22 protein-coding genes are annotated in these 22,404 nt (G+C 60.1%); 7 read left to right on the top strand and 15 right to left on the bottom strand.

Annotated features, from left to right (window positions below; translation table 11 throughout):
- Positions 1–4 precede the first annotated feature (4 nt).
- The 5 genes from BT119_RS21460 (at position 5) to hemN (ending at position 5,354) form a co-directional block, all read left to right on the top strand.
- On the top strand, positions 5–541 hold the full coding sequence (locus tag BT119_RS21460; RefSeq protein ID WP_003370222.1) for a FixH family protein: 537 nt from the start codon (positions 5–7) through the stop codon (positions 539–541).
- A 2-nt stretch (positions 542–543) separates the two neighbouring features.
- Positions 544–3,018: a heavy metal translocating P-type ATPase gene (locus BT119_RS21455; RefSeq protein ID WP_072366893.1), complete on the top strand. Its 2,475-nt coding sequence runs from the start codon at positions 544–546 to the stop codon at positions 3,016–3,018.
- Positions 2,997–3,200 carry a cbb3-type cytochrome oxidase assembly protein CcoS gene (ccoS, locus tag BT119_RS21450; RefSeq protein ID WP_003370219.1) on the top strand — a complete coding sequence of 68 codons (204 nt, stop codon included), beginning with the start codon at positions 2,997–2,999 and terminating at the stop codon, positions 3,198–3,200. The genes BT119_RS21455 and ccoS overlap by 22 nt, the downstream gene beginning before the upstream one ends.
- Positions 3,193–3,876 carry a sulfite exporter TauE/SafE family protein gene (locus BT119_RS21445; RefSeq protein ID WP_072366892.1) on the top strand — a complete coding sequence of 228 codons (684 nt, stop codon included), beginning with the start codon at positions 3,193–3,195 and terminating at the stop codon, positions 3,874–3,876. Before ccoS ends, BT119_RS21445 begins: the two co-directional genes overlap by 8 nt.
- A 95-nt stretch (positions 3,877–3,971) precedes the next feature.
- Positions 3,972–5,354 carry an oxygen-independent coproporphyrinogen III oxidase gene (gene hemN / locus BT119_RS21440; RefSeq protein ID WP_072366891.1) on the top strand — a complete coding sequence of 461 codons (1,383 nt, stop codon included), beginning with the start codon at positions 3,972–3,974 and terminating at the stop codon, positions 5,352–5,354.
- Positions 5,355–5,368: 14 nt separating this feature from the next.
- On the opposite strand, the gene BT119_RS21435 is transcribed toward hemN, so the two are convergent.
- A complete protein-coding gene (locus BT119_RS21435) occupies positions 5,369–5,836 on the bottom strand; it encodes a hypothetical protein (RefSeq protein ID WP_044309021.1) in 468 nt (155 codons plus the stop codon).
- A 152-nt stretch (positions 5,837–5,988) separates the two neighbouring features.
- On the opposite strand from BT119_RS21435, the gene fnr reads away from it, so the two are divergent.
- On the top strand, positions 5,989–6,723 hold the full coding sequence (gene fnr / locus BT119_RS21430; protein WP_003370208.1) for a fumarate/nitrate reduction transcriptional regulator Fnr: 735 nt from the start codon (positions 5,989–5,991) through the stop codon (positions 6,721–6,723).
- Positions 6,724–6,784: 61 nt separating this feature from the next.
- Complete coding sequence (locus BT119_RS21425; RefSeq protein ID WP_003370206.1) at positions 6,785–7,333, top strand: adenine phosphoribosyltransferase; 549 nt, start codon at positions 6,785–6,787, stop codon at positions 7,331–7,333.
- Positions 7,334–7,651: 318 nt separating this feature from the next.
- Here the strand turns inward: BT119_RS21425 and BT119_RS21415 are convergent, their stop codons facing one another.
- From BT119_RS21415 to flhA, 14 genes are all read right to left on the bottom strand, one after another.
- Positions 7,652–8,053 (bottom strand): DUF2802 domain-containing protein, encoded by a 402-nt coding sequence (locus tag BT119_RS21415; RefSeq protein ID WP_003370204.1) that lies wholly within the window; start codon positions 8,051–8,053, stop codon positions 7,652–7,654.
- The gene (locus BT119_RS21410) at positions 8,054–8,533 is read right to left on the bottom strand and encodes a chemotaxis protein CheW (RefSeq protein WP_003370201.1); all 480 of its coding nucleotides are present in this window, start codon (positions 8,531–8,533) and stop codon (positions 8,054–8,056) included.
- A 57-nt stretch (positions 8,534–8,590) separates the two neighbouring features.
- Positions 8,591–9,493, bottom strand: a complete 903-nt coding sequence (locus tag BT119_RS21405) for a CheW domain-containing protein (RefSeq protein WP_003436127.1) — start codon at positions 9,491–9,493, stop codon at positions 8,591–8,593.
- A 75-nt stretch (positions 9,494–9,568) separates the two neighbouring features.
- Positions 9,569–10,357 (bottom strand): ParA family protein, encoded by a 789-nt coding sequence (locus BT119_RS21400; protein ID WP_003370196.1) that lies wholly within the window; start codon positions 10,355–10,357, stop codon positions 9,569–9,571.
- Positions 10,358–10,402: 45 nt separating this feature from the next.
- Positions 10,403–11,290, bottom strand: a complete 888-nt coding sequence (gene motD / locus BT119_RS21395) for a flagellar motor protein MotD (RefSeq protein WP_003370193.1) — start codon at positions 11,288–11,290, stop codon at positions 10,403–10,405.
- A 6-nt stretch (positions 11,291–11,296) separates the two neighbouring features.
- Positions 11,297–12,037, bottom strand: a complete 741-nt coding sequence (locus BT119_RS21390) for a flagellar motor protein (RefSeq protein ID WP_003436124.1) — start codon at positions 12,035–12,037, stop codon at positions 11,297–11,299.
- Positions 12,037–13,197, bottom strand: a complete 1,161-nt coding sequence (locus tag BT119_RS21385; protein ID WP_003436116.1) for a protein-glutamate methylesterase/protein-glutamine glutaminase — start codon at positions 13,195–13,197, stop codon at positions 12,037–12,039. The genes BT119_RS21390 and BT119_RS21385 overlap by 1 nt, the downstream gene beginning before the upstream one ends.
- 50 nt (positions 13,198–13,247) lie before the next feature.
- The gene (locus BT119_RS21380) at positions 13,248–15,530 is read right to left on the bottom strand and encodes a chemotaxis protein CheA (protein ID WP_058416900.1); all 2,283 of its coding nucleotides are present in this window, start codon (positions 15,528–15,530) and stop codon (positions 13,248–13,250) included.
- A gap of 33 nt (positions 15,531–15,563) precedes the next feature.
- Positions 15,564–16,349, bottom strand: a complete 786-nt coding sequence (locus BT119_RS21375) for a protein phosphatase CheZ (RefSeq protein ID WP_003370183.1) — start codon at positions 16,347–16,349, stop codon at positions 15,564–15,566.
- A 19-nt stretch (positions 16,350–16,368) separates the two neighbouring features.
- Positions 16,369–16,743: a chemotaxis response regulator CheY gene (locus BT119_RS21370; RefSeq protein ID WP_161420660.1), complete on the bottom strand. Its 375-nt coding sequence runs from the start codon at positions 16,741–16,743 to the stop codon at positions 16,369–16,371.
- Between the two features lie 256 nt (positions 16,744–16,999).
- A complete protein-coding gene (gene fliA / locus BT119_RS21365; protein WP_002554271.1) occupies positions 17,000–17,740 on the bottom strand; it encodes an RNA polymerase sigma factor FliA in 741 nt (246 codons plus the stop codon).
- The gene (fleN, locus tag BT119_RS21360; protein WP_003412391.1) at positions 17,737–18,570 is read right to left on the bottom strand and encodes a flagellar synthesis regulator FleN; all 834 of its coding nucleotides are present in this window, start codon (positions 18,568–18,570) and stop codon (positions 17,737–17,739) included. Before fleN ends, fliA begins: the two co-directional genes overlap by 4 nt.
- Positions 18,571–18,685: 115 nt before the next feature.
- Positions 18,686–20,014, bottom strand: coding sequence for a flagellar biosynthesis GTPase FlhF (gene flhF, locus BT119_RS21355; RefSeq protein WP_003436114.1), 1,329 nt, complete (start codon positions 20,012–20,014; stop codon positions 18,686–18,688).
- A gap of 11 nt (positions 20,015–20,025) precedes the next feature.
- The gene (flhA, locus tag BT119_RS21350; protein WP_003436113.1) at positions 20,026–22,155 is read right to left on the bottom strand and encodes a flagellar biosynthesis protein FlhA; all 2,130 of its coding nucleotides are present in this window, start codon (positions 22,153–22,155) and stop codon (positions 20,026–20,028) included.
- Positions 22,156–22,404 lie beyond the last annotated feature (249 nt).

Raw genomic sequence — 22,404 nt, 5'->3', positions numbered from 1 at the left:
CGTCATGCCCGCTGCGACTGCTGCAAGCCCCTGGTACCGGCACCTCTGGCCATGGATCATCATCGCCATCCTCACCGGTTCGGTGACCTTGAGCCTGTCGATGGTGTTCATCGCCGTGACCCACCCGGATCCGCTGGTCACCGATAACTATTACGAGGCCGGCAAAGGCATCAATCGCTCGTTGAATCGCGAAGTGCTCGCCCAGACCCTCAAACTGCACGCGCGCCTGCACCTGGATGAGCTGACCGGAGAAGTCGGGCTGCACCTGAGCGGCAACAGCAACCCGGAGCGTCTGGAACTCAACCTCATTTCGCCCACGCGCCCTGCCAGTGATCGCCGGGTGTTCCTGACCCGCAGCCCGTCGGAACCGGGCCGTTACATCGGTCAGTTGCAGGACAAGGTCGATGGTCGGCGTTTTGTGGAACTGCTGGGTGTCGAAGGCGAGCAGACCTGGCGCCTCTTCGAGGAGGAACAGATCGGCACTGACGACGTGACCCTGGGTGACGAGCCCCTGCAAGCCGCGCAACGCCGGAAAGACTGAGCGTGGCCAAGCCCTGCTCTCCTGCTCCGCTGCACTGCTACCACTGCGGCTTACCGGTTCCAGCGGGCAGCCATTTCAACGCGGTAGTGCTCGGTGCCACCCGACAGCTGTGCTGCCCCGGTTGTCAGGCAGTGACCGAGGCCATCGTCGCCAGCGGTCTGGACAACTATTACCGCCACCGCAGTGAAACCTCGGCCAACCCGGAAAGCCTGCCCAGCCAATTGTTCGAGGAACTGGTGCTCTACGACCGCACCGACGTACAGGCGCCCTTCGTGCGCCACGACGGCGACCTTTCAGAAGCCACCCTGCTTGTCGAAGGCATCAGTTGCGCGGCCTGCGGCTGGCTGATCGAGCAACGCTTGGGGCGGCTGCCAGCAGTGGCCGAAGCGCGCCTGAATCTGTCCACTCATCGCCTGCTGGTGCGCTGGCACCCCGACCAGCTTGCGCTCAGCCAATTGCTGAGCGAGCTGCACGCGATTGGCTATGTCGCCCATCCATGGCAGGCCGACCGCGCAGCCGAACGCCTGGCGCGTGACAATCGTCTGGCGTTGCGACAACTGGGCGTAGCCGGCCTGCTGTGGTTTCAGGCCATGATGGCCACCATGGCCACCTGGCCGGAATTCAATATCGACCTCAGCCCGCAGATGCACACCATTCTGCGCTGGGTGGCGCTGTTTCTGACCACGCCGATCGTCTTCTACAGTTGCGCGCCATTCTTTCGCGGTGCCTTGCGCGACCTGCGCAGCCGCCACCTGACAATGGATGTCTCGGTGTCGCTGGCAATAGGCGCGGCCTACGCCGCGGGGATCTGGACCGCCGTCACCGGCGCTGGCGAGCTGTATTTCGATGCAGTCGGCATGTTTGCACTGTTCCTGCTGGCAGGACGTTACCTGGAACGCCGCGCCCGCGAGCGCACGGCAGCGGCCACGGCCCAACTGGTCAACGTGCTGCCCGCCTCATGCCTGCGCCTCAGCGACGACGGCCAGAGCCAGCGCATCATGCTCAGCGAACTGCACTTGACCGATCGGGTGCTGGTACAGCCCGGTGCAGTGATACCGGCCGATGGCAAAATCCTCGAGGGTCGCTCCAGTATCGATGAATCGCTGTTGACCGGCGAATACCTGCCGCAAACGCGCAGAGTGGGCGATGCGGTCACCGCAGGAACGCTGAATGTCGAAAGCCCACTGACCGTTGCCGTGACGGCGCTGGGCCACGAAACCCGTCTTTCGGCCATTGTCCGGCTGCTCGAACGCGCGCAGGCAGAAAAGCCCCGACTTGCGCAGATTGCCGACCGGGCGGCACAGACCTTTCTGCTGTTTTCGCTGATCGCGGCCGCACTGATCGGGGTGATCTGGTGGCAGCTGGACGCATCGCGCGCATTCTGGATCGTCCTGGCCATGCTCGTCGCCACCTGCCCCTGCGCACTCTCGTTGGCGACACCGACCGCCTTGACTACGGCGACCGGCACGCTGCACACACTCGGCCTGCTGCTGACCCGGGGTCATGTGCTCGAAGGCCTCAACCAGATCGACACGGTCATCTTCGACAAGACCGGCACTCTGACCGAAGGACGCCTGACGTTGCGCAGCATTCACCCATTGCGCGAGCTGGACGCCAATCGCTGCCTGGAACTGGCGGCGGCCCTGGAAAATCGCTCCGAGCACCCCATCGCCCGCGCGTTCGGTCGAGCGCCAAAGGCTGCCGAAGAGGTGCTCAGCACACCGGGATTGGGGCTGGAAGGTCGTGTTGACGGGCATCTGCTGCGCATCGGCGAGGCGGCATTCGTCTGCGCGTTGAGCGGTGCTGAAACACCCTTGCCAACCGGGCGTTGCGGCCAATGGCTGTTGCTGGGCGATGCGCAGGGCCCGCTCGCATGGCTGGTGCTGGACGACCGACTGCGCGAGGATGCCGACATCCTGTTACAGGCATGCCGGTCGCGAGGCTGGAAAACGCTGCTGTTGTCAGGCGACAGCTCACCGATGGTTGACAGCGTCGCGCAGGCGCTGGGCATCGACGAGGCGCGTGGCGGCATGCGCCCGAACGATAAGCTGGAGGTGCTGCGCCGGCTTCAGGCTCAGGGGCGCAAGGTGCTGATGATCGGTGACGGGGTGAACGACGTACCGGTCATGGCAGCAGCCGACATCAGTGTGGCGATGGGCTCGGCCACCGACCTCGCCAAAACCAGCGCTGACGCGGTGCTGCTGTGCAACCGCCTCCCGGTGCTGATCGACGCGCTGAATCTGGCCCGACGCACGCGTAGCGTTATTATCGAAAACCTGCTCTGGGCCGGTCTGTACAATGGCCTCATGCTGCCCTTCGCGGCCCTGGGCTGGATCACTCCGGTGTGGGCGGCGATCGGCATGTCGATCAGTTCACTGACGGTAGTGCTCAACGCCTTGCGCCTGACCCGCCTGCCGCGTCGTGCCCTTGCCCCCCAATCTGCACCGGAGGTTTCATGCCCGCGCTTTACATCATGATCCCTGCCGCTCTGCTGCTGGTGGGCGTGGCGATCTACGTGTTCTTCTGGGCAGTGGACAGCGGTCAGTACGACGACATGGAAGGTCCGGCACACAGCATCTTGTTCGATGACACGCCGCCTGTGGAGCATGTCCCGCCTGAGTCTCCGCAGTCGGGCCCGGACGAGAAACGCGATGTTTGAACTCGCCTCGATGCTGTTCTCGGCGTTCATTCTCGGGCTGCTGGGCGGTGGTCACTGCCTGGGCATGTGCGGTGGCCTGATGGGCGCCCTGACGCTGGCCATCCCCAAGGAACAGCGCAGTCGCCGGTTTCGTTTGCTGCTGGCCTACAACCTGGGGCGCATTCTCAGTTACGCCGCAGCTGGCCTGTGTTCCGGACTGGTCGGCTGGGCGGTGGCACAAAGTCCGCTGGCGACGGGCTTGCGCATCGTCGCTGCCGTATTGCTGATCATGATGGGGCTGTACCTGGCAGGCTGGTGGAGCGGGCTCACTTATATAGAGCGTCTCGGCCGAGGCCTGTGGCGCTATTTGCAACCCTTGGCCAGTCGCCTGTTGCCGGTGTCCAGTGTGCCGCGCGCCGTGGTGCTCGGTGCGCTGTGGGGCTGGCTGCCTTGCGGGCTGGTCTACAGCGCCCTGCTGTGGGCCGCCAGTCAGGGCAACCCTCTCGACAGCGCGCTGCTGATGCTGGCCTTCGGGCTGGGCACCTGGCCGGTTCTGCTGGCCACCGGTCTGGCTGCCGAGCGCACCACGGTCTTGTTACGCAAGCGTGGTGTGCGCATGGCGGGAGGTTTGCTGGTGATGGTCTTCGGTGTCTGGACCTTGCCAGGCCCCCACCAGCACTGGCTGATGGGGCACTGACGCCGGCAACTCTTGCCACTTGATCCACATCAACGCCGCCCCCCGGCCTCCTGCGTATGCTCGCGACATCGCCAGCCAGACCGGGAAACGCGCGCATGTTTGACGCCATTCGTTGGGATTCAGACCTGATCCATCGTTACGATGTGGCGGGGCCGCGCTATACGTCCTATCCGACTGCAGCGCAGTTCGATACCCAAGTGGGCGCCTTCGACCTGCTGCATGCGCTGCGCGAAAGCCGCAAGGCATCACGTCCGTTGTCGCTTTACGTGCATCTGCCCTTCTGCGCGAACATTTGCTACTACTGCGCCTGCAACAAAGTCATCACCAAGGACCGCGGCCGCGCTCAGGCCTACCTGAAACGGCTCGAACACGAGATGCGAATGCTCGCCTGTCACCTGGCGCCCGATCAGGTGGTAGAGCAACTGCACCTGGGCGGCGGTACGCCGACCTTTCTCAGTCACGACGAACTGCGCCGCTTGATGGCGCAACTGCGCTCACACTTCAACCTGCTGGACGACGATTCCGGCGACTATGGCATCGAGATTGATCCTCGCGAAGCGGACTGGTCGACGATGGGACTGCTGCGCGAGCTGGGTTTCAACCGGGTCAGCCTGGGCGTGCAGGACCTTGACCCGACGGTGCAGCGGGCGATCAACCGCATGCAAAGCCTGGAAGAGACCCGCGCGATAGTCGAAGCGGCGCGCACGCTGCAATTTCGTTCGGTGAATATTGATCTGATCTATGGCCTGCCCGCACAGAACCCGCAGACTTTCAGCCACACCGTGGACAAGGTCATCGATCTGCAGCCCGACCGGTTGTCGGTGTTCAACTATGCGCATCTGCCCGAGCGCTTCATGCCGCAGCGGCGCATCGACGCTGCGGATCTGCCGGATGCAGCGAGCAAACTGCTGATGCTGGAGCGCACCGTCGAGCGATTGGGCAACGCCGGTTATCGCTACATCGGCATGGACCATTTCGCCCTGCCCGACGACGAGCTGGCCATCGCTCAGGAAGACCTGACCCTGCAACGCAACTTTCAGGGCTATACCACGCACGGTCACTGCGACCTGATCGGCCTGGGTGTCTCGGCCATCAGTCAGGTCGGTGAGCTGTACAGCCAGAACAGCAGCGACCTGAGCGAGTATCTGAGGCTGCTGGACAGCGACCAGCCCGCAACTCGACGTGGACTGATCTGCCACGATGACGACCGCATCAGGCGCGCCATCATTCAGCAATTGATCTGCGGCTTCACCCTGGATTTCGGCGAGATCGAGAAAACCTTTTGCATCGATTTCAGGGACTATTTCAGCGAAGCGTGGCCGCAACTGCTCGGCATGGCCAGCGACGGGCTGATTACACTGAGTGAGACGGGCATTGAAGTCAGACCGGCAGGCCGACTGCTGGTACGCGCAGTGTGCATGGTCTTCGATGCTTACCTGACCCGGCACAACAGACAGCAGTTCTCCCGAGTGATATGACCCGCGTCCAGGTTCTACATTTTGGCCAGAACCAGCATACCCGCCTTGGTCTTGTCGGCGTCACTGGAGCCCAGGCCGTTCATGAGCGACGACATATCGGCCGTGGAATTGCTCACCTGCGCCTGCAACGTGCTGAGCACGGTCTGCAGTGCCGCGGCCTTGGTCCGTCGCTCCTCGGGGCTCAGGCTGGGGTCATTCAGGGCCTTCTGGATCTGCTCCATGGTTTCCTCGATCCTGCGCTGAAGCTCGCGAATCGCCTTGAGGATCTTCTGCACGGAAGCAGGCAGGCCGCTCTGCTCGATATCGGCGTTTTTGGAGGACGATGAAGCAGCCGCCTTGCCTTCTGCCGACAAATTGACCTGTACGCCCTTTGTCTCGCTTGCAGATGTCTCGGCAGTGCTTTGCTCGGCATAACTGTAGGTGGTCTGCGAGGTCGCAGTCCGTATCGTAATGCTGTTGATCAACGGGAGTGTCGTTGACATGCCAAGGCATCCTGATGTGGCTGAAGGAATACAGGGTTATCGGCAGACAGTCTGCGACCTTGATGACTGCGAAAGATTTGCAGGCTGGCCCCGACAAGCACGGGTGAGTTACCCTTACAGCTTATGTGTGATTTCCCACAAGGAATTAAGTGATGTCCGAGCCAGTCAAGTCGCGCGCTCAAACCCAGGCTCATTGCAAGGATTGCAGTCTCGCGCCGTTGTGCCTGCCCCTTTCGTTGAATACCGAAGACATGGACTGCCTTGACCAGATCGTCAAACGCGGCCGCCCCCTGAAAAAAGGCGAGTTTCTGTTTCGTCAGGGGGACACCTTCGAGTCGGTCTATGCGGTGCGTTCCGGGGCACTGAAAACCTTCAATATCAGTGACAGCGGTGAAGAACAGCTCACCGGCTTTCACCTGCCCAGCGAACTGGTGGGCATGTCAGGCATGGACGCCGAGGCTTACCCGGTCTCGGCGCAGGCACTGGAAACCACATCGGTCTGCGAGATCCCTTTCGAGCGTCTGGACGAACTGTCCGTGAAACTGCCGCAGCTGCGTCGGCAGTTGATGCGCGTCATGAGCCGTGAGATCCGCGACGATCAGCAAATGATGCTGCTGCTCTCGAAAAAGACCGCCGATGAGCGTATCGCCACCTTTCTGATCAATCTGTCTGCACGCTTCCGCGCCAGAGGCTTTTCGGCCAATCAGTTCCGACTGAGCATGTCGCGCAATGAAATCGGTAATCACCTGGGTCTGGCAGTCGAGACGGTGTCCCGTGTATTTACCCGGTTCCAGCAAAATCAGCTGATTTCTGCCGAGGGCAAAGAGATTCACATCCTCGCCCCCATCGAGCTGTGTGCGCTGGCTGGCGGGTCGATGCAAAGCTGAAACGTGCGATCTTTGGCGGGTCGGCTTAAACTGTCGGCCAAAACTGCCATGGAACCCCCTGATGACTTTCGATCAATCGAACTTCAAATCCCTCATCCGCCCGGTCGTGGACTTCCCAAAGCCGGGCGTGGTCTTCCGCGATATCACGCCCCTGTTCCAATCGCCCAAGGCCACCCGTCAGGTGATTGACAGCTTCGTGCAGCGCTACATCGATGCCGAGTTCAGCCATATCGGCGTCATGGACGCGCGGGGTTTTCTGATTGGTTCGGTGGTCGCCTATCAGCTAAACAAGCCACTGGTGCTGTTCCGCAAACAAGGCAAACTGCCTGCCGATGTACTGTCAGAGGCGTATCAGACCGAATACGGCGAAGCGTATCTGGAAGTGCATGCCGACAGCCTGTGCGAAGGTGACTCGGTCATCATGTTCGATGACCTGATCGCGACCGGAGGCACGCTGATCGCCGCCGCCAACCTGATCCGCCGCATGGGTGCCGAAGTGTACGAGGCCGCTGCGATTATCGACCTGCCGGAACTGGGCGGTTCCAAGCGTCTTAACGACCTGAAGATCCCGACGTTCTGTCTGACCGAGTTTGCGCTGGACGAGCAGTAAGGGCGCATGGACTGAGTTACAGGTTCCAAACTCTCCAGCGCTCACGGCTATCGTAAATGCGCTTTTTTATCGCGATGGCACTGACGACGCAGAGTGCGACGTTAGTGACAGGACGAAGGAACCCGACGAAGTCGGGCCGGAAACAGGAGCGAGGGGGTTTGGTTACTTTGGCCCGTCAAAGTAACTCGCCAAGGGGCGAAAAGGTGACCTGAGTCGAACCTCAATGCATCTGAAGTCGCAGAACCGCTGTGTGACGCAGAGCGTCACGAACTGCATTACCACGCGGAGCGTGGGAGCGATAGCCATACGAACGAGAAACTAGCTCGCTGTATTACCGTGCAGTTTGGTCATCAATTGCGCTTCGGCCTGGGTCAGGCCGCAGGACTGGGTCAGCTCGTCGATGCTGGCACCCATGCCGACCAGACGGGCGGCCTGGGCGAAGGACAGCGTGGAGGGATCGCGCTGCTCCAGGGCGGTGAGCTTGTCGGGCAACGGCGCAACGACGGCACGCAGCTCATGCAACGCTTCGCCCATGCGCACCGTGCCGTTCTGGTAGTTGTCCAGACGCCTGGCCAACTCCTTGATCCGCTGATCCCGCAAGGCAGCCGCCTCGTCACGCCCGGCGTCGAGCTTGCGCTGACGCCTGGTATGGGCCAGGAACATAAACAGGGTGACAACCCAGAGAATGCCCAGGAAGACGACAGCTACCTCAAAGATCAATCAGATGTTCTCCAGCTCGGACCACTCTTCTTCGGACATCATTTTGTCCAGTTCAACCAGAATCAACAGTTCGCCGTTCTTGTTGCAAACGCCCTGAATGAACTTGGCCGATTCGTCGTTACCGACGTTAGGCGCAGTTTCAACTTCTGACTGACGCAAGTAAACCACTTCCGCCACGCTGTCGACCAGGATACCGACCACTTGCTTGTCGGCTTCGATGATCACGATACGCGTATTGTCGCTGACTTCAACCGGGGCCAGACCAAAACGCTGACGGGTATCGATCACGGTCACGACGTTACCGCGCAGGTTGATAATGCCCAGTACGTAGCTTGGCGCACCCGGCACCGGGGCGATTTCAGTGTAGCGCAGCACTTCCTGCACCTGCATTACGTTGATGCCATAGGACTCGTTGTCCAGGCGGAACGTAACCCATTGCAGAATAGGATCTTCGGAACCTTGTGCAGACGACTTATTCATAACCCCAACCCCTCACGTGTGTTCTTTGCAGGTGACGCCACTGGCACCGACCCATGATTATTTCGACTTGTTCAACTGCTTGACCGCGCCACTGGCTATCAGCTCGGCCAACTCTGCAACATCCAGCAACGCGCACATGTGCTCGATGACCGTGCCCGCCAGCCATGGACGATGACCTCGCTGCGCGCGCCATTTGATCTCGTTCGGATCAAGACGCAACGAACGACTGACCTGATGCACCGCCAGCCCCCACTCGTATCCCTGCACCGAAATCACGTACTGCAATCCCTGGCGAAAATCGTCGCGGTAGCGATCAGGCATGATCCAGCGCGCCGTATCCAACACTTTCAGGTTGCCTGCCTGACAAGGCAGGATCCCGAGAAACCAGTCCGGCTGACCGAACAGCGGCGTCAGCTCCTGCCCCGCCAGCGGATAAATCGACCCCAGGCACACCAACGGCACTGCCAGTGTCAGACCGGCCACATCGAACAACAGGCATTCGAACGGCTCGGCAGCCCATGCCGGACGACCATCGCTGGTCGGCGGTGGTGTCGGTGTACGCTGGGCTGCCAGCGTGCTCAACTCGGCGACCGGTTCTACCAGCGCAACGGTTGGCACTGCCTCCTCAACCTGAGCCACTTCAACCTGCAGCGCTTCGGCAACGATCACCGGAGCGACTTCAACCACTGGCGCAGGCGCCTCAACCTTGACCGCTACCGCCACCGGAGCCGGTGCGGCAACCGCGACGGCCAGCGGCTTGATCTGCGCTTGCATCCGCGCATCAAAGGCCTGCTCTTCGAGCACAGCCGCCTGAAATTCATCGATGCTGCTGACGGGCTCTTCGAGCACTTCAGTCGCGTCGTACAACAATGCGTCCAGGTAGGACTGCAAAGCCAGTTTGGGTCGTGTTGCAACTTCTACAGGGCGGTTCATACCGGGGCCCAACAAAAAATGGAGCATGTGCAGCCTGATACAGTTATCGGCCGCATTGAGGCATCACTTGAGCAAACAATGTAGAAAGAGTAGACGTTCACGTCAGGCCACCTGCGCATTGAGCTGCTCGGCGAGCATATGCTTGAGCAATGCCCGGTAAGCGATCACACCACGACTCTTGCTGTCGTTCTGCGACGGCGTAAGCCCCAGTCGGCTGGCATCGCGCAATCGTGTATCGACCGGCACATAGGCTTGCCAGACATGCTCGGGGAAGCTGTCGCGCAGCAATTTCAAGGTGCCCAGCGATGCCTGGGTACGACGGTCGAACAATGTCGGCACGATGGTATAAGGCAGCGGCACCTTGCGCGAACGGTTGATCATGGTCAGCGTATTGACCATGCGCTCCAGACCTTTCACGGCCAGAAACTCGGTCTGCACCGGAATCGCCAGCTGCTGGCTGGCCGCCAGAGCATTGACCATGAGAACGCCCAGCAGCGGCGGACTGTCGATCAACGCATAGTCAAAATCCTGCCACAACTGAGCCAGACTTTTTGCGACAACCAGGCCCAGGCCGCTCTGACCCGGTGATTGACGCTCCAGTGTGGCGAGCGCGGTGCTGGAGGGTATCAGCGAGATACGTTTATCGCTGGTAGGCAGCAGCAACTGGCCGGGAAGACCCTCCGGCACCGCGCCTTTATGCAGAAACAGATCGAAAGCACTGTGTTCCAGTTCGTCCGGGTTATGCCCGAAATAACTGGTCATGGAGCCGTGAGGGTCCAGATCGACCACGACCACGCGCTTGCCTGAATCGGCCAGCAAACCGGCCAGGGCAATGGTCGTGGTGGTCTTTCCGACTCCACCTTTCTGGTTGGCTACTGCCCAGACTCTCATTAATGTTTTTCCTTCCGTACAGCGACGACCATACCGATACGATGTTTAGGGGGCGGGTGACGGAGAATTGACGGCGTTCGCGCGTACCGGCGGCTTTGCTGGCACCGGTGCAGTTTGTGTGCCAGCACGCCTCAATGCGGCATCCGGTTGCACATTGGCCGATCCAGCACTGGTCAGGCTGCGGCGAACATCCAGATTGCGCGAGATAACCAGCACTACACGGCGGTTCTTGGCGCGTCCGACGGTGCTGGTGTTGGGGGCGATCGGCTGAAACTCACCGTAGCCCACCGAAGCGAGACGCGCCGGATTGACACCGTCCATGGCGAGCATGCGCACAATGCTGGCAGAACGTGCTGAAGACAGCTCCCAGTTGGTCGGAAATTGTGCAGTGCTGATCGGCTGGTCGTCGGTAAAGCCCTCGACATGGATCGGGTTGTCGAAGCGTTTGACGATCCCGGCGACCTTTTCGATGATGGTGAAGGCCTTGTCGCTGGGCATCGCATCGCCACTGCCGAAAAGCATGCTGGAGTTGAGTTCGATCTCGATCCACAGTTCGTTGCCGCGCACAGTCATCTGGTCGGACTTGATCAGGTCACCGAACGCATCGCGCACGTCCTGGGCAATGGTCTGCAACGGGTCATCGGACGCCTGACCTATGCCTGCGTCAGTCTGCTCGCTGTCCTTGACCAGCGGCTCGGCGGGCTTGACTGAAACCGGGCGCTGCTCACCGATGGGGATCGGCTTCATGGTGCGTTCGGTGTCATTGAACACGCCGACCAATGCCTGGGACAGAATCTTGTACTTGCCTTCGTTGACCGAGGAAATCGAGTACATCACCACGAAAAACGCAAACAGCAAGGTAATGAAGTCGGCATACGACACCAGCCAGCGTTCGTGATTTTCATGTTCTTCGACCTGACGACGGCGAGCCATGCGCTGTTACTCCATGAAGCCTTGCAGCTTGAGTTCGATGGAGCGCGGGTTCTCACCCTCGGCGATGGACAACAGACCTTCAAGCAACATTTCGCGATAGCGCGCCTGACGGTGGGCGATGGCCTTGAGCTTGTTCGCCACTGGCAGAAGGATCAGGTTGGCCATGGCCACGCCGTAGATCGTGGCAACGAAGGCGACGGCGATACCGCTGCCCAGTTGACTGGGGTCAGCCAGGTTGCCCATGACATGAATCAGGCCCATGACCGCGCCGATGATACCCACGGTCGGCGCGTAGCCGCCCATGCTTTCGAATACTTTCGCAGCCTGGATATCGCGGGTTTCCTGGGTGATGAAATCCACTTCAAGAATGCTGCGAATCGCTGCAGGCTCGGCACCGTCGACCAACAGTTGCAACCCTTTGCGGGCATAACCGTCGGGCTCGGAATCGGCTACGGTTTCAAGACCCAGCAAGCCCTCTTTGCGGGCGGTCATGCTCCAGCCGATGACCCGGTCAACCCCACCGGGCAGATCGATACGTGGCGGGAAAATGATCCAGTGGATGATTTTCATGGCACGCATGAACGCACTCATCGGCGACTGCAACAGCGAAGCACCGAGCGTACCGCCCAGCACGATCAGAGCTGCCGGGCCATTGAGCAAGGCACCGAGGTGCCCGCCTTCGAGAAAATTACCACCAATGATTGCGACAAACGCCAGAATCAGACCGATAAGGCTCAGTACATCCATCAGAGACAGGCCTCTACCAAGTGCCGACCGATGTCGTCGAGGCTGTAGATCGCATCCGCGAGTTCGGCCTTGACGATGGCCATCGGCATGCCATAAATCACGCAGCTCGCTTCATCCTGCGCCCACACGGTACTGCCGGCCTGCTTGAGCAGTCGCGCGCCCTCGCGGCCGTCGGCACCCATACCAGTCAGGACCACCGAGAGCACCTTGTCGCCGTAGGACTTGGCAGCCGAGCCAAAGGTGATGTCGACGCACGGCTTGTAATTGAGACGTTCGTCGCCCGGCAGAATCTTCACCGTACCGCGCCCGTCAACCATCATCTGCTTGCCACCCGGCGCCAGCAGCGCCAGGCCAGGACGCAGCACGTCGCCGTCTTCCGCTTCCTTGACGCTGATCTTGCAGAGCTTGTCGAGACGTTCGGCAAATGCCTTGGTAAACGCCGCAGGCATATGCTGAATCAGCACCAGTGGTGCCGGAAAATTGGCTGGCAATTGAGTCAGCACCCGTTGCAGCGCGACCGGACCGCCGGTTGAGGTGCCGATGGCCACCAGTTTGTAGGCCTTACGCTTGGCTGTGCCTGAAGTAGTCGGGTGCGCCGGCGCATGAGTGGCCGGAGCAGCCGGAGCCGCAGCAGGTGTCGCCGTGCGTGACGGCACCGTCCTGGCAGGTGCAGGGGCTGGCGCAGACGCGCGGCTGGACAACGTCGAAGGAGCCGGTGCGGCCGGAGCTGCACTGGCTGAACCGAAGCCGCTGGAACGGCGGTTGCTGCGTGAAATGCTGTTGATTTTCTCGCACAGCAGTTGCTTGACCTTCTGCGGATTGCGCGAGATATCTTCGAAATTCTTGGGCAGGAAATCCACCGCACCGGCGTCAAGAGCATCCAGCGTCACGCGCGCACCTTCGTGCGTCAGCGACGAGAACATCAATACCGGGGTGGGGATACGCTGCATGATGTGGCGAACTGCCGTAATGCCATCCATCATCGGCATTTCGTAGTCCATGGTGATGACATCCGGCTTGAGTGCCAGCGCCTGCTCAATCGCTTCCTTGCCGTTGGTGGCGGTGCCGACAACTACAATGTTGGGGTCCGAAGAAAGAATTTCCGTAACGCGGCGGCGGAAAAAACCGGAATCATCCACCACCAGGACCTTGACTGCCATAAACACTCCAATAGGTGTCGCAGGCAGCCAGGCTGCCCGCAACCCCGGGTTCAGATACGCCGTGCGGCGTAACGCTTGAGCATGCTCGGTACATCGAGAATCAAGGCAATGCGACCGTCACCGGTGATGGTGGCGCCCGACATGCCCGGCGTACCTTGCAGCATCTTGCCCAGCGGTTTGATGACCACTTCTTCCTGACCGACCAGCTGATCCACGACAAAGCCGATGCGCTGAGTGCCGACCGTCAGGATCACCACGTGCCCTTCGTGCTGCTCCTCATGAGCCGCAGAACTGACCAGCCAGCGCTTGAGGTAGAACAGCGGCAAGGCCTTGTCACGTACGATCACCACTTCCTGGCCATCAACCACGTTGGTAGTCGACAGGTTCAGGTGGAAGATTTCGTTGACGTTGACCAGCGGGAAAGCGAAGGCCTGGTTGCCCAGCATCACCATCAGGGTCGGCATGATCGCCAGGGTCAACGGCACCTTGATGACGATCTTCGAACCCTGGCCCTTGGTCGAATAGATATTAATCGAGCCATTGAGCTGGGAGATCTTGGTCTTGACCACGTCCATGCCCACACCGCGACCCGACACATCGGAAATCTCGGTCTTGGTCGAGAAGCCCGGCGCGAAGATCAGGTTGTAGCAATCGGTGTCACTCAACCGATCAGCTGCATCCTTGTCCATGACGCCGCGTTTCACAGCAATGGAGCGCAGGACGTTAGGGTCCATGCCCTTGCCGTCATCGGAGATCGACAGGAGGATATGGTCGCCTTCCTGCTCCGCCGAAAGGATCACACGACCGCCGCGGGACTTGCCCGTGGCTTCGCGCTCTTCCGGCGTTTCGATACCGTGGTCGACAGCGTTGCGCACCAAGTGGACCAGCGGATCGGCGAGCGCCTCTACGAGGTTCTTGTCGAGGTCGGTCTCTTCACCGACCAGCTCCAGGTTGATCTCTTTCTTGAGCTGGCGAGCCAGGTCGCGAACCAGACGCGGGAAGCGACCGAAGACTTTCTTGATCGGCTGCATGCGGGTTTTCATCACCGCAGTCTGCAGATCGGCGGTGACCACATCCAGGTTGGAAACCGCCTTGGACATGGCTTCATCGCCGCTGTTGAGACCCAGGCGCACCAGGCGGTTACGCACCAGCACCAGCTCGCCGACCATGTTCATGATCTCGTCCAGTCGGGCGGTATCGACACGAACCGTGGTTTCGGCTTCTGTCGCCACCGGCTTTTCGCCGCTGGGTGCAGGAGCGCGCGCAGGGGCTGGCGCCGAAGCAGGTTTGACCGGCTCTGCTTTCGCAGCAGGCGCCGGAGCAGGCTTGGCAGCAGGTGGCGGCGGTGGCGGAGCAGCCGCTGCGGCTGCGGCTGCCGGAGCAGATGCCTTGGCAACAATCGCCTCAGGCTCGAACTTGCCCTTGCCGTGCAATTCGTCGAGCAGGTTTTCAAATTCGTGATCGGTGATTTCGTCCGACGCGGCCGCAGCAGCGGGCGCCTTGGCAGCAGCGGCTACGGGTGCAGCAGCTGCTGGCGTCGCTACCGCGGCGTCAAACGAACCTTTGCCGTGCAGTTGATCGAGCAACGCTTCGAATTCGTCGTCGGTGATTTCGTCACCGGCAGGCGCTGCACTGCCCTGCGCCACAGGTGCAGGGGCCGGAGCGGTTGCAGCATCGGCCGCAAATTTGCCCTTGCCATGCAACTGATCAAGCAGGGATTCAAATTCCTGATCGGTGATTTCGTCACCCGCCGGCGCAGCCGCTGCTGCTGGCGCCTGTGCAGGCGCTGCAGACACCGGGCTGGAGCCGTGCAGCGAATCGAGCAGTTGCTCGAATTCATCATCGGTAATCTCGTCGCCAGCCGCTGGCTCTGCAACCGCAGCAGCCTGGACTTCGACCACCGGCTCGGGCTCTGGCTCGGGAGCCGCGGCCTCGTCGGCGGATTGTGGCTCGGCCAGACGCGACAGCGCGGCCAGCAGTTCTGGCGTCGCCGGAGTTACGTCAGTCCGTTCACGTACCTGACCGAACATGCTGTTGACGGTGTCCAGTGCTTCCAGGACCACGTCCATCAGTTCGGAATCAACGCGACGCTCACCCTTGCGCAGGATGTCGAACACGTTTTCGGCGATGTGGCAGCACTCCACCAGCTCATGGAGCTGGAGGAAGCCGGCGCCCCCTTTTACAGTGTGAAAACCGCGAAAAATTGCATTGAGCAGATCAGCATCATCCGGTCGGCTTTCCAGCTCGACCAATTGCTCTGACAACTGCTCCAGAATTTCGCCGGCCTCTACCAGAAAATCCTGAAGGATTTCTTCATCGGCGCCGAAGCTCATGGGGTGCTCCCTAAAATTAACCGTCTACAGATCTTAGAAGCCGAGGCTCGATAGCAGATCGTCTACATCATCCTGTCCGGATACGACGTCTTCACGTTTATCGGCATGAATCTGCGGACCTTCACCCTGAGTGAGATGTTTTTTAGGATCTTTTTCATCGAGGATGGATTGTTCGTCATGTTCGATGCCTGCGAAGCGATCGACATGACTGGCCATGAGCACCAGTTTGAGCAGATTGCTCTCGACTTCGGTCACCAGTTGCGTCACACGCTTGATGACCTGACCGGTAAGGTCCTGGTAATCCTGGGCGAGCAGAATGTCGTTGAGATGCGCGGAAACCTGATGGGTTTCCTTCTCGGTACGCGTCAGAAAACCATCGACCCGCTTGGCCAGCTCGCGGAACTCTTCGGCACCGATTTCGCGGCGCATGAAACGCCCCCAGTCATCGCTCAACGCCTTGGCGTCGGAACTCAGGCCGTTCATGACCGGCGTACTCTCTTCCACCAGGTCCATGGTGCGGTTGGCCGCATTCTCGGTCAGCCTCACCACATACGACAGGCGTTCGGTAGCATCCGTGATCTGCGACACTTCCTCGGCTTGAGGCATGTGCGGATCGATGTGAAAGTTTACGATTGCACTGTGCAGCTCACGAGTCAGCTTGCCCACTTCCTGATAAAGGCCGCGGTCGCGTGTCTGGTTGAGTTCGTGGATCAGTTGCACAGCGTCACCGAAACGACCCTTTTCAAGGCTGGTGACAAGTTCCTGCGCGTGTCTTTTTAAGGTCGACTCAAAGTCGGCCATCGAATCATTGTTATCCATAGCGCCCTCGCGGCTTGCATCAGCTATTGACGCGTTCAAAGATCTTGTCGATCTTGTCTTTCAGGGCTTGGGCAGTGAATGGCTTGACTACATAACCGTTCACCCCAGCCTGGGCAGCTTCAATGATCTGCTCACGCTTGGCTTCGGCAGTGACCATCAGCACGGGAAGGCTCTTGAGGCGTTCGTCCTTGCGGACTTCGCGCAGCAGATCGATACCGGACATGCCAGGCATGTTCCAGTCCGTCACCAGAAAGTCAAAGGCACCGCTCTGCAGCATCGGCAATGCGGTCAGACCATCGTCCGCTTCCGATGTGTTGGTAAACCCCAGATCACGCAAAAGGTTCTTGATGATCCGCCGCATCGTTGAGAAGTCATCAACGATGAGGATTTTCATGTTCTTGTCCAATTCGACCTCCAAGCAGTCTTTAACGCATTCAGCACCTGAACACGCTGTTCACTCAATACTGGCACAGCACACCCCCGGCTGTACGAAACGACGACGGGCTTGGCACAACAACAGGCAAGGACCTGAGAAACAAGCCCATCGAGGCAATACCTGACAGGCTTCTGACGGGTCCACCCCGTTACCACGTAACGCTCTGCACAGCCGGCTTGCAGTCAACGCGCGGCCATAGACCGCACATTGCCTGTCAACGCGCTCGCCACTCCCCCAAACGCCCTCGCAAACGAGCTGCGCACTGGCTGTGTAACTGACTGACCCGCGATTCGCTGACCCCGAGAACCTCTCCGATTTCCTTGAGGTTCAGCTCTTCGTCGTAGTACAGCGCCAACACCAGACGCTCGCGCTCTGGCAGATTGGCAATTGCATCGGCCAACGCAGCCTGGAAGCGCTCGTCTTCCAGGTCGCGCGACGGCTCAAGCGATCCGCTTGCGCCATCCTCGTGCAGCCCTTCATGATCGCCGTCCTGCAGCAGGTCGTCGAAACTGAAGAGGCGGCTGCCCAAGGTGTCATTCAAAATCCCGTAGTAATCATCGAGACTCAACTGGAGTTCGGCCGCAACCTCGTGATCTTTAGCGTCACGGCCGGTTTTAGCTTCAATTGCCCGAATTGCGTCACTGACCATACGCGTATTACGGTGTACCGAGCGTGGCGCCCAGTCCCCCTTACGCACCTCATCGAGCATCGCACCCCGGATGCGAATGCCGGCATAGGTCTCGAAACTCGCACCCTTGGTGGAATCATACTTGGTGGAGACTTCAAGCAGGCCGATCATGCCGGCCTGGATCAGATCCTCGACCTGCACACTGGCCGGCAAGCGCGCCAGCAGATGATAAGCGATACGTTTGACCAGTGGCGCATAGCGCTCGATCAACTCGTATTGTGAATTACGGGAAGCCTTGCTGTACATCTGGTAGCCGCTCGCAGTCATTGCACAGGCCCTGCACTGGTCTGGTGAACGAGTCGCTCAACGAAGAACTCGAGATGACCCCGCGGGTTGGCTGGCAACGGCCAGGTATCAACCTTCTGGGCAATGGCCTTGAAGGCCAGTGCACATTTGGAACGCGGGAATGCTTCGTAGACGGCGCGCTGTTTCTGTACCGCCTTGCGTACGCACTCGTCGTACGGCACGGCACCTACATACTGCAGCGCAACATCGAGAAAACGATCCGTCACTTTGGTCAGCTTGGCGAACAGGTTGCGCCCTTCCTGCGGGCTCTGTGCCATGTTGGCCAGCACCCGGAAGCGGTTCATGCCGTAATCGCGGTTAAGCAGTTTGATCAGGGCGTAGGCATCGGTGATCGACGTGGGCTCGTCGCACACCACCAGCAGCACTTCCTGAGCGGCGCGCACGAAGCTGACCACCGACTCGCCGATACCGGCAGCCGTGTCGATCACCAGCACATCGAGGTTGTCACCAATCTCGCTGAACGCCTGGATCAGGCCGGCATGCTGGGCGGGCGACAGATGCACCATGCTCTGGGTGCCGGAAGCAGCGGGTACGATTCGAACCCCGCCCGGCCCCTGCAACAGCACGTCGCGTAACTCACAACGCCCCTCGATGACATCGGCAAGCGTGCGCTTGGGCGTCAACCCGAGCAGCACGTCGACATTGGCCAGACCCAGATCGGCGTCCAGCAGCATGACGCGACGGCCAAGCTCGGCAAGGGCCAGTGAAAGGTTCACTGACACGTTAGTCTTACCGACGCCACCTTTGCCACCGGTCACCGCGATAACCTGTACGGGATGCATGCTGCCCATGTTATTTCTTTACCTTGTCTTGCGTAGACCGAAACCACATCGAGGGCTGCACGTTCGCGTATGAACACTGCATGGCAGACCGTTGACGCAGGGACATTCCAATAATATCCATCACTTAACCCACTCTCTTGCCAGGGGTGTGATAGAGGTCAGCAAACATATCAGCCATTGCTTCCTCGCTAGGCTCATCCTGCATCTGCACACTCACCGCGCGGCTTACCAGCTGATGACGACGCGGAATATGCAGGTCATCAGGAATGCGTGGTCCGTCCGTGAGATAGGCCACAGGTAATTCGTGACTGATCGCCAGGCTCAGGACTTCGCCGAGGCTGGCTGTTTCATCAAGCTTGGTCAGAATGCATCCGGCCAGGCCACAACGCTTGTAACTGTGATACGCGGCTGTCAGCACCTGCTTCTGGCTGGTGGTTGCCAGCACCAGATAGTTGCGCGACTTGATGCCGCGACCCGCGAGGCTTTCCAGCTGCATGCGCAGCGCAGGATCACTGGCCTGCAGCCCGGCGGTGTCAATCAGCACCACGCGCTTGCGCAGCAGCGGTTCCAGCGCCTGAACCAGAGACTGGCCAGGATCGACATGGGTGACCGGCACGTTGAGGATGCGCCCAAGGGTCTTGAGCTGCTCCTGCGCGCCGATACGGAAACTGTCCATGCTGACCAGTGCGATATTCTGCGGGCCGTACTTCAACACATAACGTGCTGCCAGTTTGGCCAGGGTGGTGGTCTTGCCCATGCCGGCAGGACCGACCATTGCAATCACGCCGCCCTCTTCGAGCGGCTCGACTTCCGGCACGGCGATCATGCGTGCCAGATGAGCCAGCAGCATGCGCCAGGCCTGACGAGGCTCGTCGATCTCCGGGATCATCGACAGCAGATCGCGTGACAGCGGGCCGGACAAGCCGACACGTTGCAGGCGACGCCACAGATTGGCCTGCTGCGGACGACTGCCCTGCAACTGGTTCCAGGCCAGCGAGCCGAGCTGGACTTCCAGCAGCTCGCGCAGGCCGTTCAATTCGGAGCGCATCGAGTCATAAGCGCGCTGGCCAACGGCAGGCTCGGCGGCCTGTGGCGGTGCGTACGCGAATGGGCGCGGCGGCTCTTCGAGTGTCGGCTCGATGTGCGTATCGGCAGGGTTGACCGGCTTACCGGAAAACAGCTGCAGGTTGACCGATGCGTCGCTGTCGCTGCGGTTGTTCAATTCGGCCTGGGCGGAGACGATGCGCGACTGAGTCTTGCGCAGCTCGTCTTCCAGCTCCATGTTCGGCACACGCGGTGCCAGGGCGGACAGCTTGTAATCCAGAGCAGCAGTCAGCTCTACGCCACCAGCAATGCGCCGGTTACCGATGATGGCCGCTTCAGCGCCCAGCTCATCGCGAACCAGCTTCATGGCTTGACGCATATCGGCGGCGAAAAATCGCTTAACTTGCATGACTCACTACCTCAGCCGTTTGGCCCGACAGTCGCTACGATGGTTACTTGCTTGTTGTCCGGAATTTCCTGATACGCCAGAACATGCATGTTCGGTACAGCCAATCGTCCAAATCGTGACAGCATCGCCCGGACAGGCCCTGCTACCAGAAGAATTACCGGCAACCCTTGCATCTCCTGACGCTGGGCGGCCTCAATCAACGAACGCTGGAGCTTCTCAGCCATGCTTGGCTCAAGAAGAACGCCTTCTTCCTGACCCTGACCAGCCTTCTGCAAACTATTGAGCAATATCTGTTCCAACCTTGGTTCCAGAGTGATAACAGGCAGCTCCGGCTCAACGCCTACAATGCTTTGGACGATTGCGCGGCTCAGACCCACTCGCACTGCGGCCACCAAAGCGGCGGTATCTTGACTCTTCCCGGCGTTGTTGGCGATAGCCTCTGCAATGCTGCGAATGTCCCGCACAGGTACGTGTTCAGCCAGCAGCGCCTGCAGCACATTGAGCAGCGAAGACAGCGACAGCACGCCAGGCACCAGCTCTTCAGCCAGCTTGGGCGAGCTTTTGGCCAGCAACTGCATCAATTGCTGGACTTCCTCGTGGCCGATCAGCTCATGCGAATGCTTGTAGAGAATCTGGTTCAAGTGGGTTGCCACTACAGTACTGGCATCGACGACGGTGTACCCCAGCGACTGCGCCTGACTGCGCTGGCTGATTTCGATCCACACGGCTTCCAGACCAAACGCCGGGTCTCTGGCGGTAATGCCGTTCAGGGTGCCGAACACTTGACCGGGGTTGATCGCCAGTTCGCGATCCGGGTAGATCTCGGCCTCGGCCAGAATCACGCCCATCAGCGTCAGACGATAGGCACTGGGCGCCAGATCGAGGTTGTCGCGAATGTGCACGGTGGGCATCAGGAAGCCGAGCTCTTGCGAGAGCTTCTTGCGCACGCCCTTGATACGCGCCAGCAGCTGACCGCCCTGGTTGCGATCCACCAGCGGAATCAGGCGGTAGCCCACTTCCAGGCCGATGATATCGATGGGCGTCACGTCATCCCAACCCAGTTCCTTGGCGTCCTGAACGCGGGTCGGCGAAGGCAGCAGGTCCTGTTGACGCTGCACTTCGGCCAGCGCCTCGACTTTCACCTGATTTTCTTTCTTCCAGAGCAGATACGCGCCGCCTGCAGCCACTAGGCCGAGGCTGATGAAGGAGAAGTGCGGCATGCCCGGCACCAGCCCCATCACGATCATGACCGCAGCGGAAACCGCCAGCGCCTTGGGCGAAGCGAACATCTGACGATTGATGAGCTTGCCCATCTCTTCCGAACCGGAAGCACGGGTCACCATGATCGCGGCGGCGGTGGACAGCAGCAGTGATGGCAATTGCGCCACCAAACCGTCACCGATGGTCAGCAGGGTGTAAACGCGGCCTGCGTCGGCGAAGGTCATGTTGTGTTGCAGGATACCGACCAGCATGCCGCCAATCAGGTTGATGAACAGAATCAGCAGACCGGCGATCGCATCGCCGCGCACGAATTTACTGGCACCGTCCATGGAACCGTAGAACTCGGCTTCCTGGGCGACTTCGGCACGGCGGCGCTTGGCTTCCGGCTGATCGATGAGGCCGGCGTTGAGGTCGGCGTCGATCGCCATCTGTTTGCCGGGCATCGCGTCGAGGGTGAAGCGCGCGCTCACCTCGGAAATACGGCCGGCACCCTTGGTGATTACCACGAAGTTAATGATCATCAGAATCGCGAACACCACGATACCAACGACATAGTTACCACCGATCACCACTTCACCGAAGGCCTGAATCACCTTGCCCGCAGCGGCGTGGCCGTCCTGCCCGTGAAGCATGACCACCCGAGTGGAAGCGACGTTCAGCGCCAGACGCAGCAACGTGGCGACAAGCAGAATGGTCGGAAATACCGAGAAGTCCAGCGGCCGCAGGGCGTACACACACACCAGCAGCACGACGATGGACAGTGCGATGTTGAACGTGAAGAACACGTCCAGCAGGAATGGCGGCATAGGCAACATCATCATTGCCATCATGACCAGCAACAACAACGGAACGCCCAACTGACCACGGCCCAGGCCTGTGATATTGCTGCGTGCGCTACTGAGTAATTGAGAGCGATCCACTGATTCGTTACCTGCGCACTAGATCAAAACATTGACGCCGATGGCGCCCTGTATCGACCCTGTTGCAAAAAGCTGTCCAACTTTTACAAAGCCAGTGGCGGTAAGGCTTTAGACACAGAAATCACGTAAATCCAGTGCGCTGAGCGCAGTCAGAAAAATCTTCTCGTTTGCCTGTGCAAGAGCGGACGCGGAGCGTCTGAAACCAGGGCCTTTCAGATTGATGCCCGAACGTCGCGAGAGGGGACCGGA

This window comes from Pseudomonas sp. NFACC10-1 (genome assembly GCF_900119195.1).
In the GTDB taxonomy this organism is placed as follows: domain Bacteria; phylum Pseudomonadota; class Gammaproteobacteria; order Pseudomonadales; family Pseudomonadaceae; genus Aquipseudomonas; species Aquipseudomonas cerasi.
This window is presented reverse-complemented; position numbering and strand designations above follow the sequence as displayed.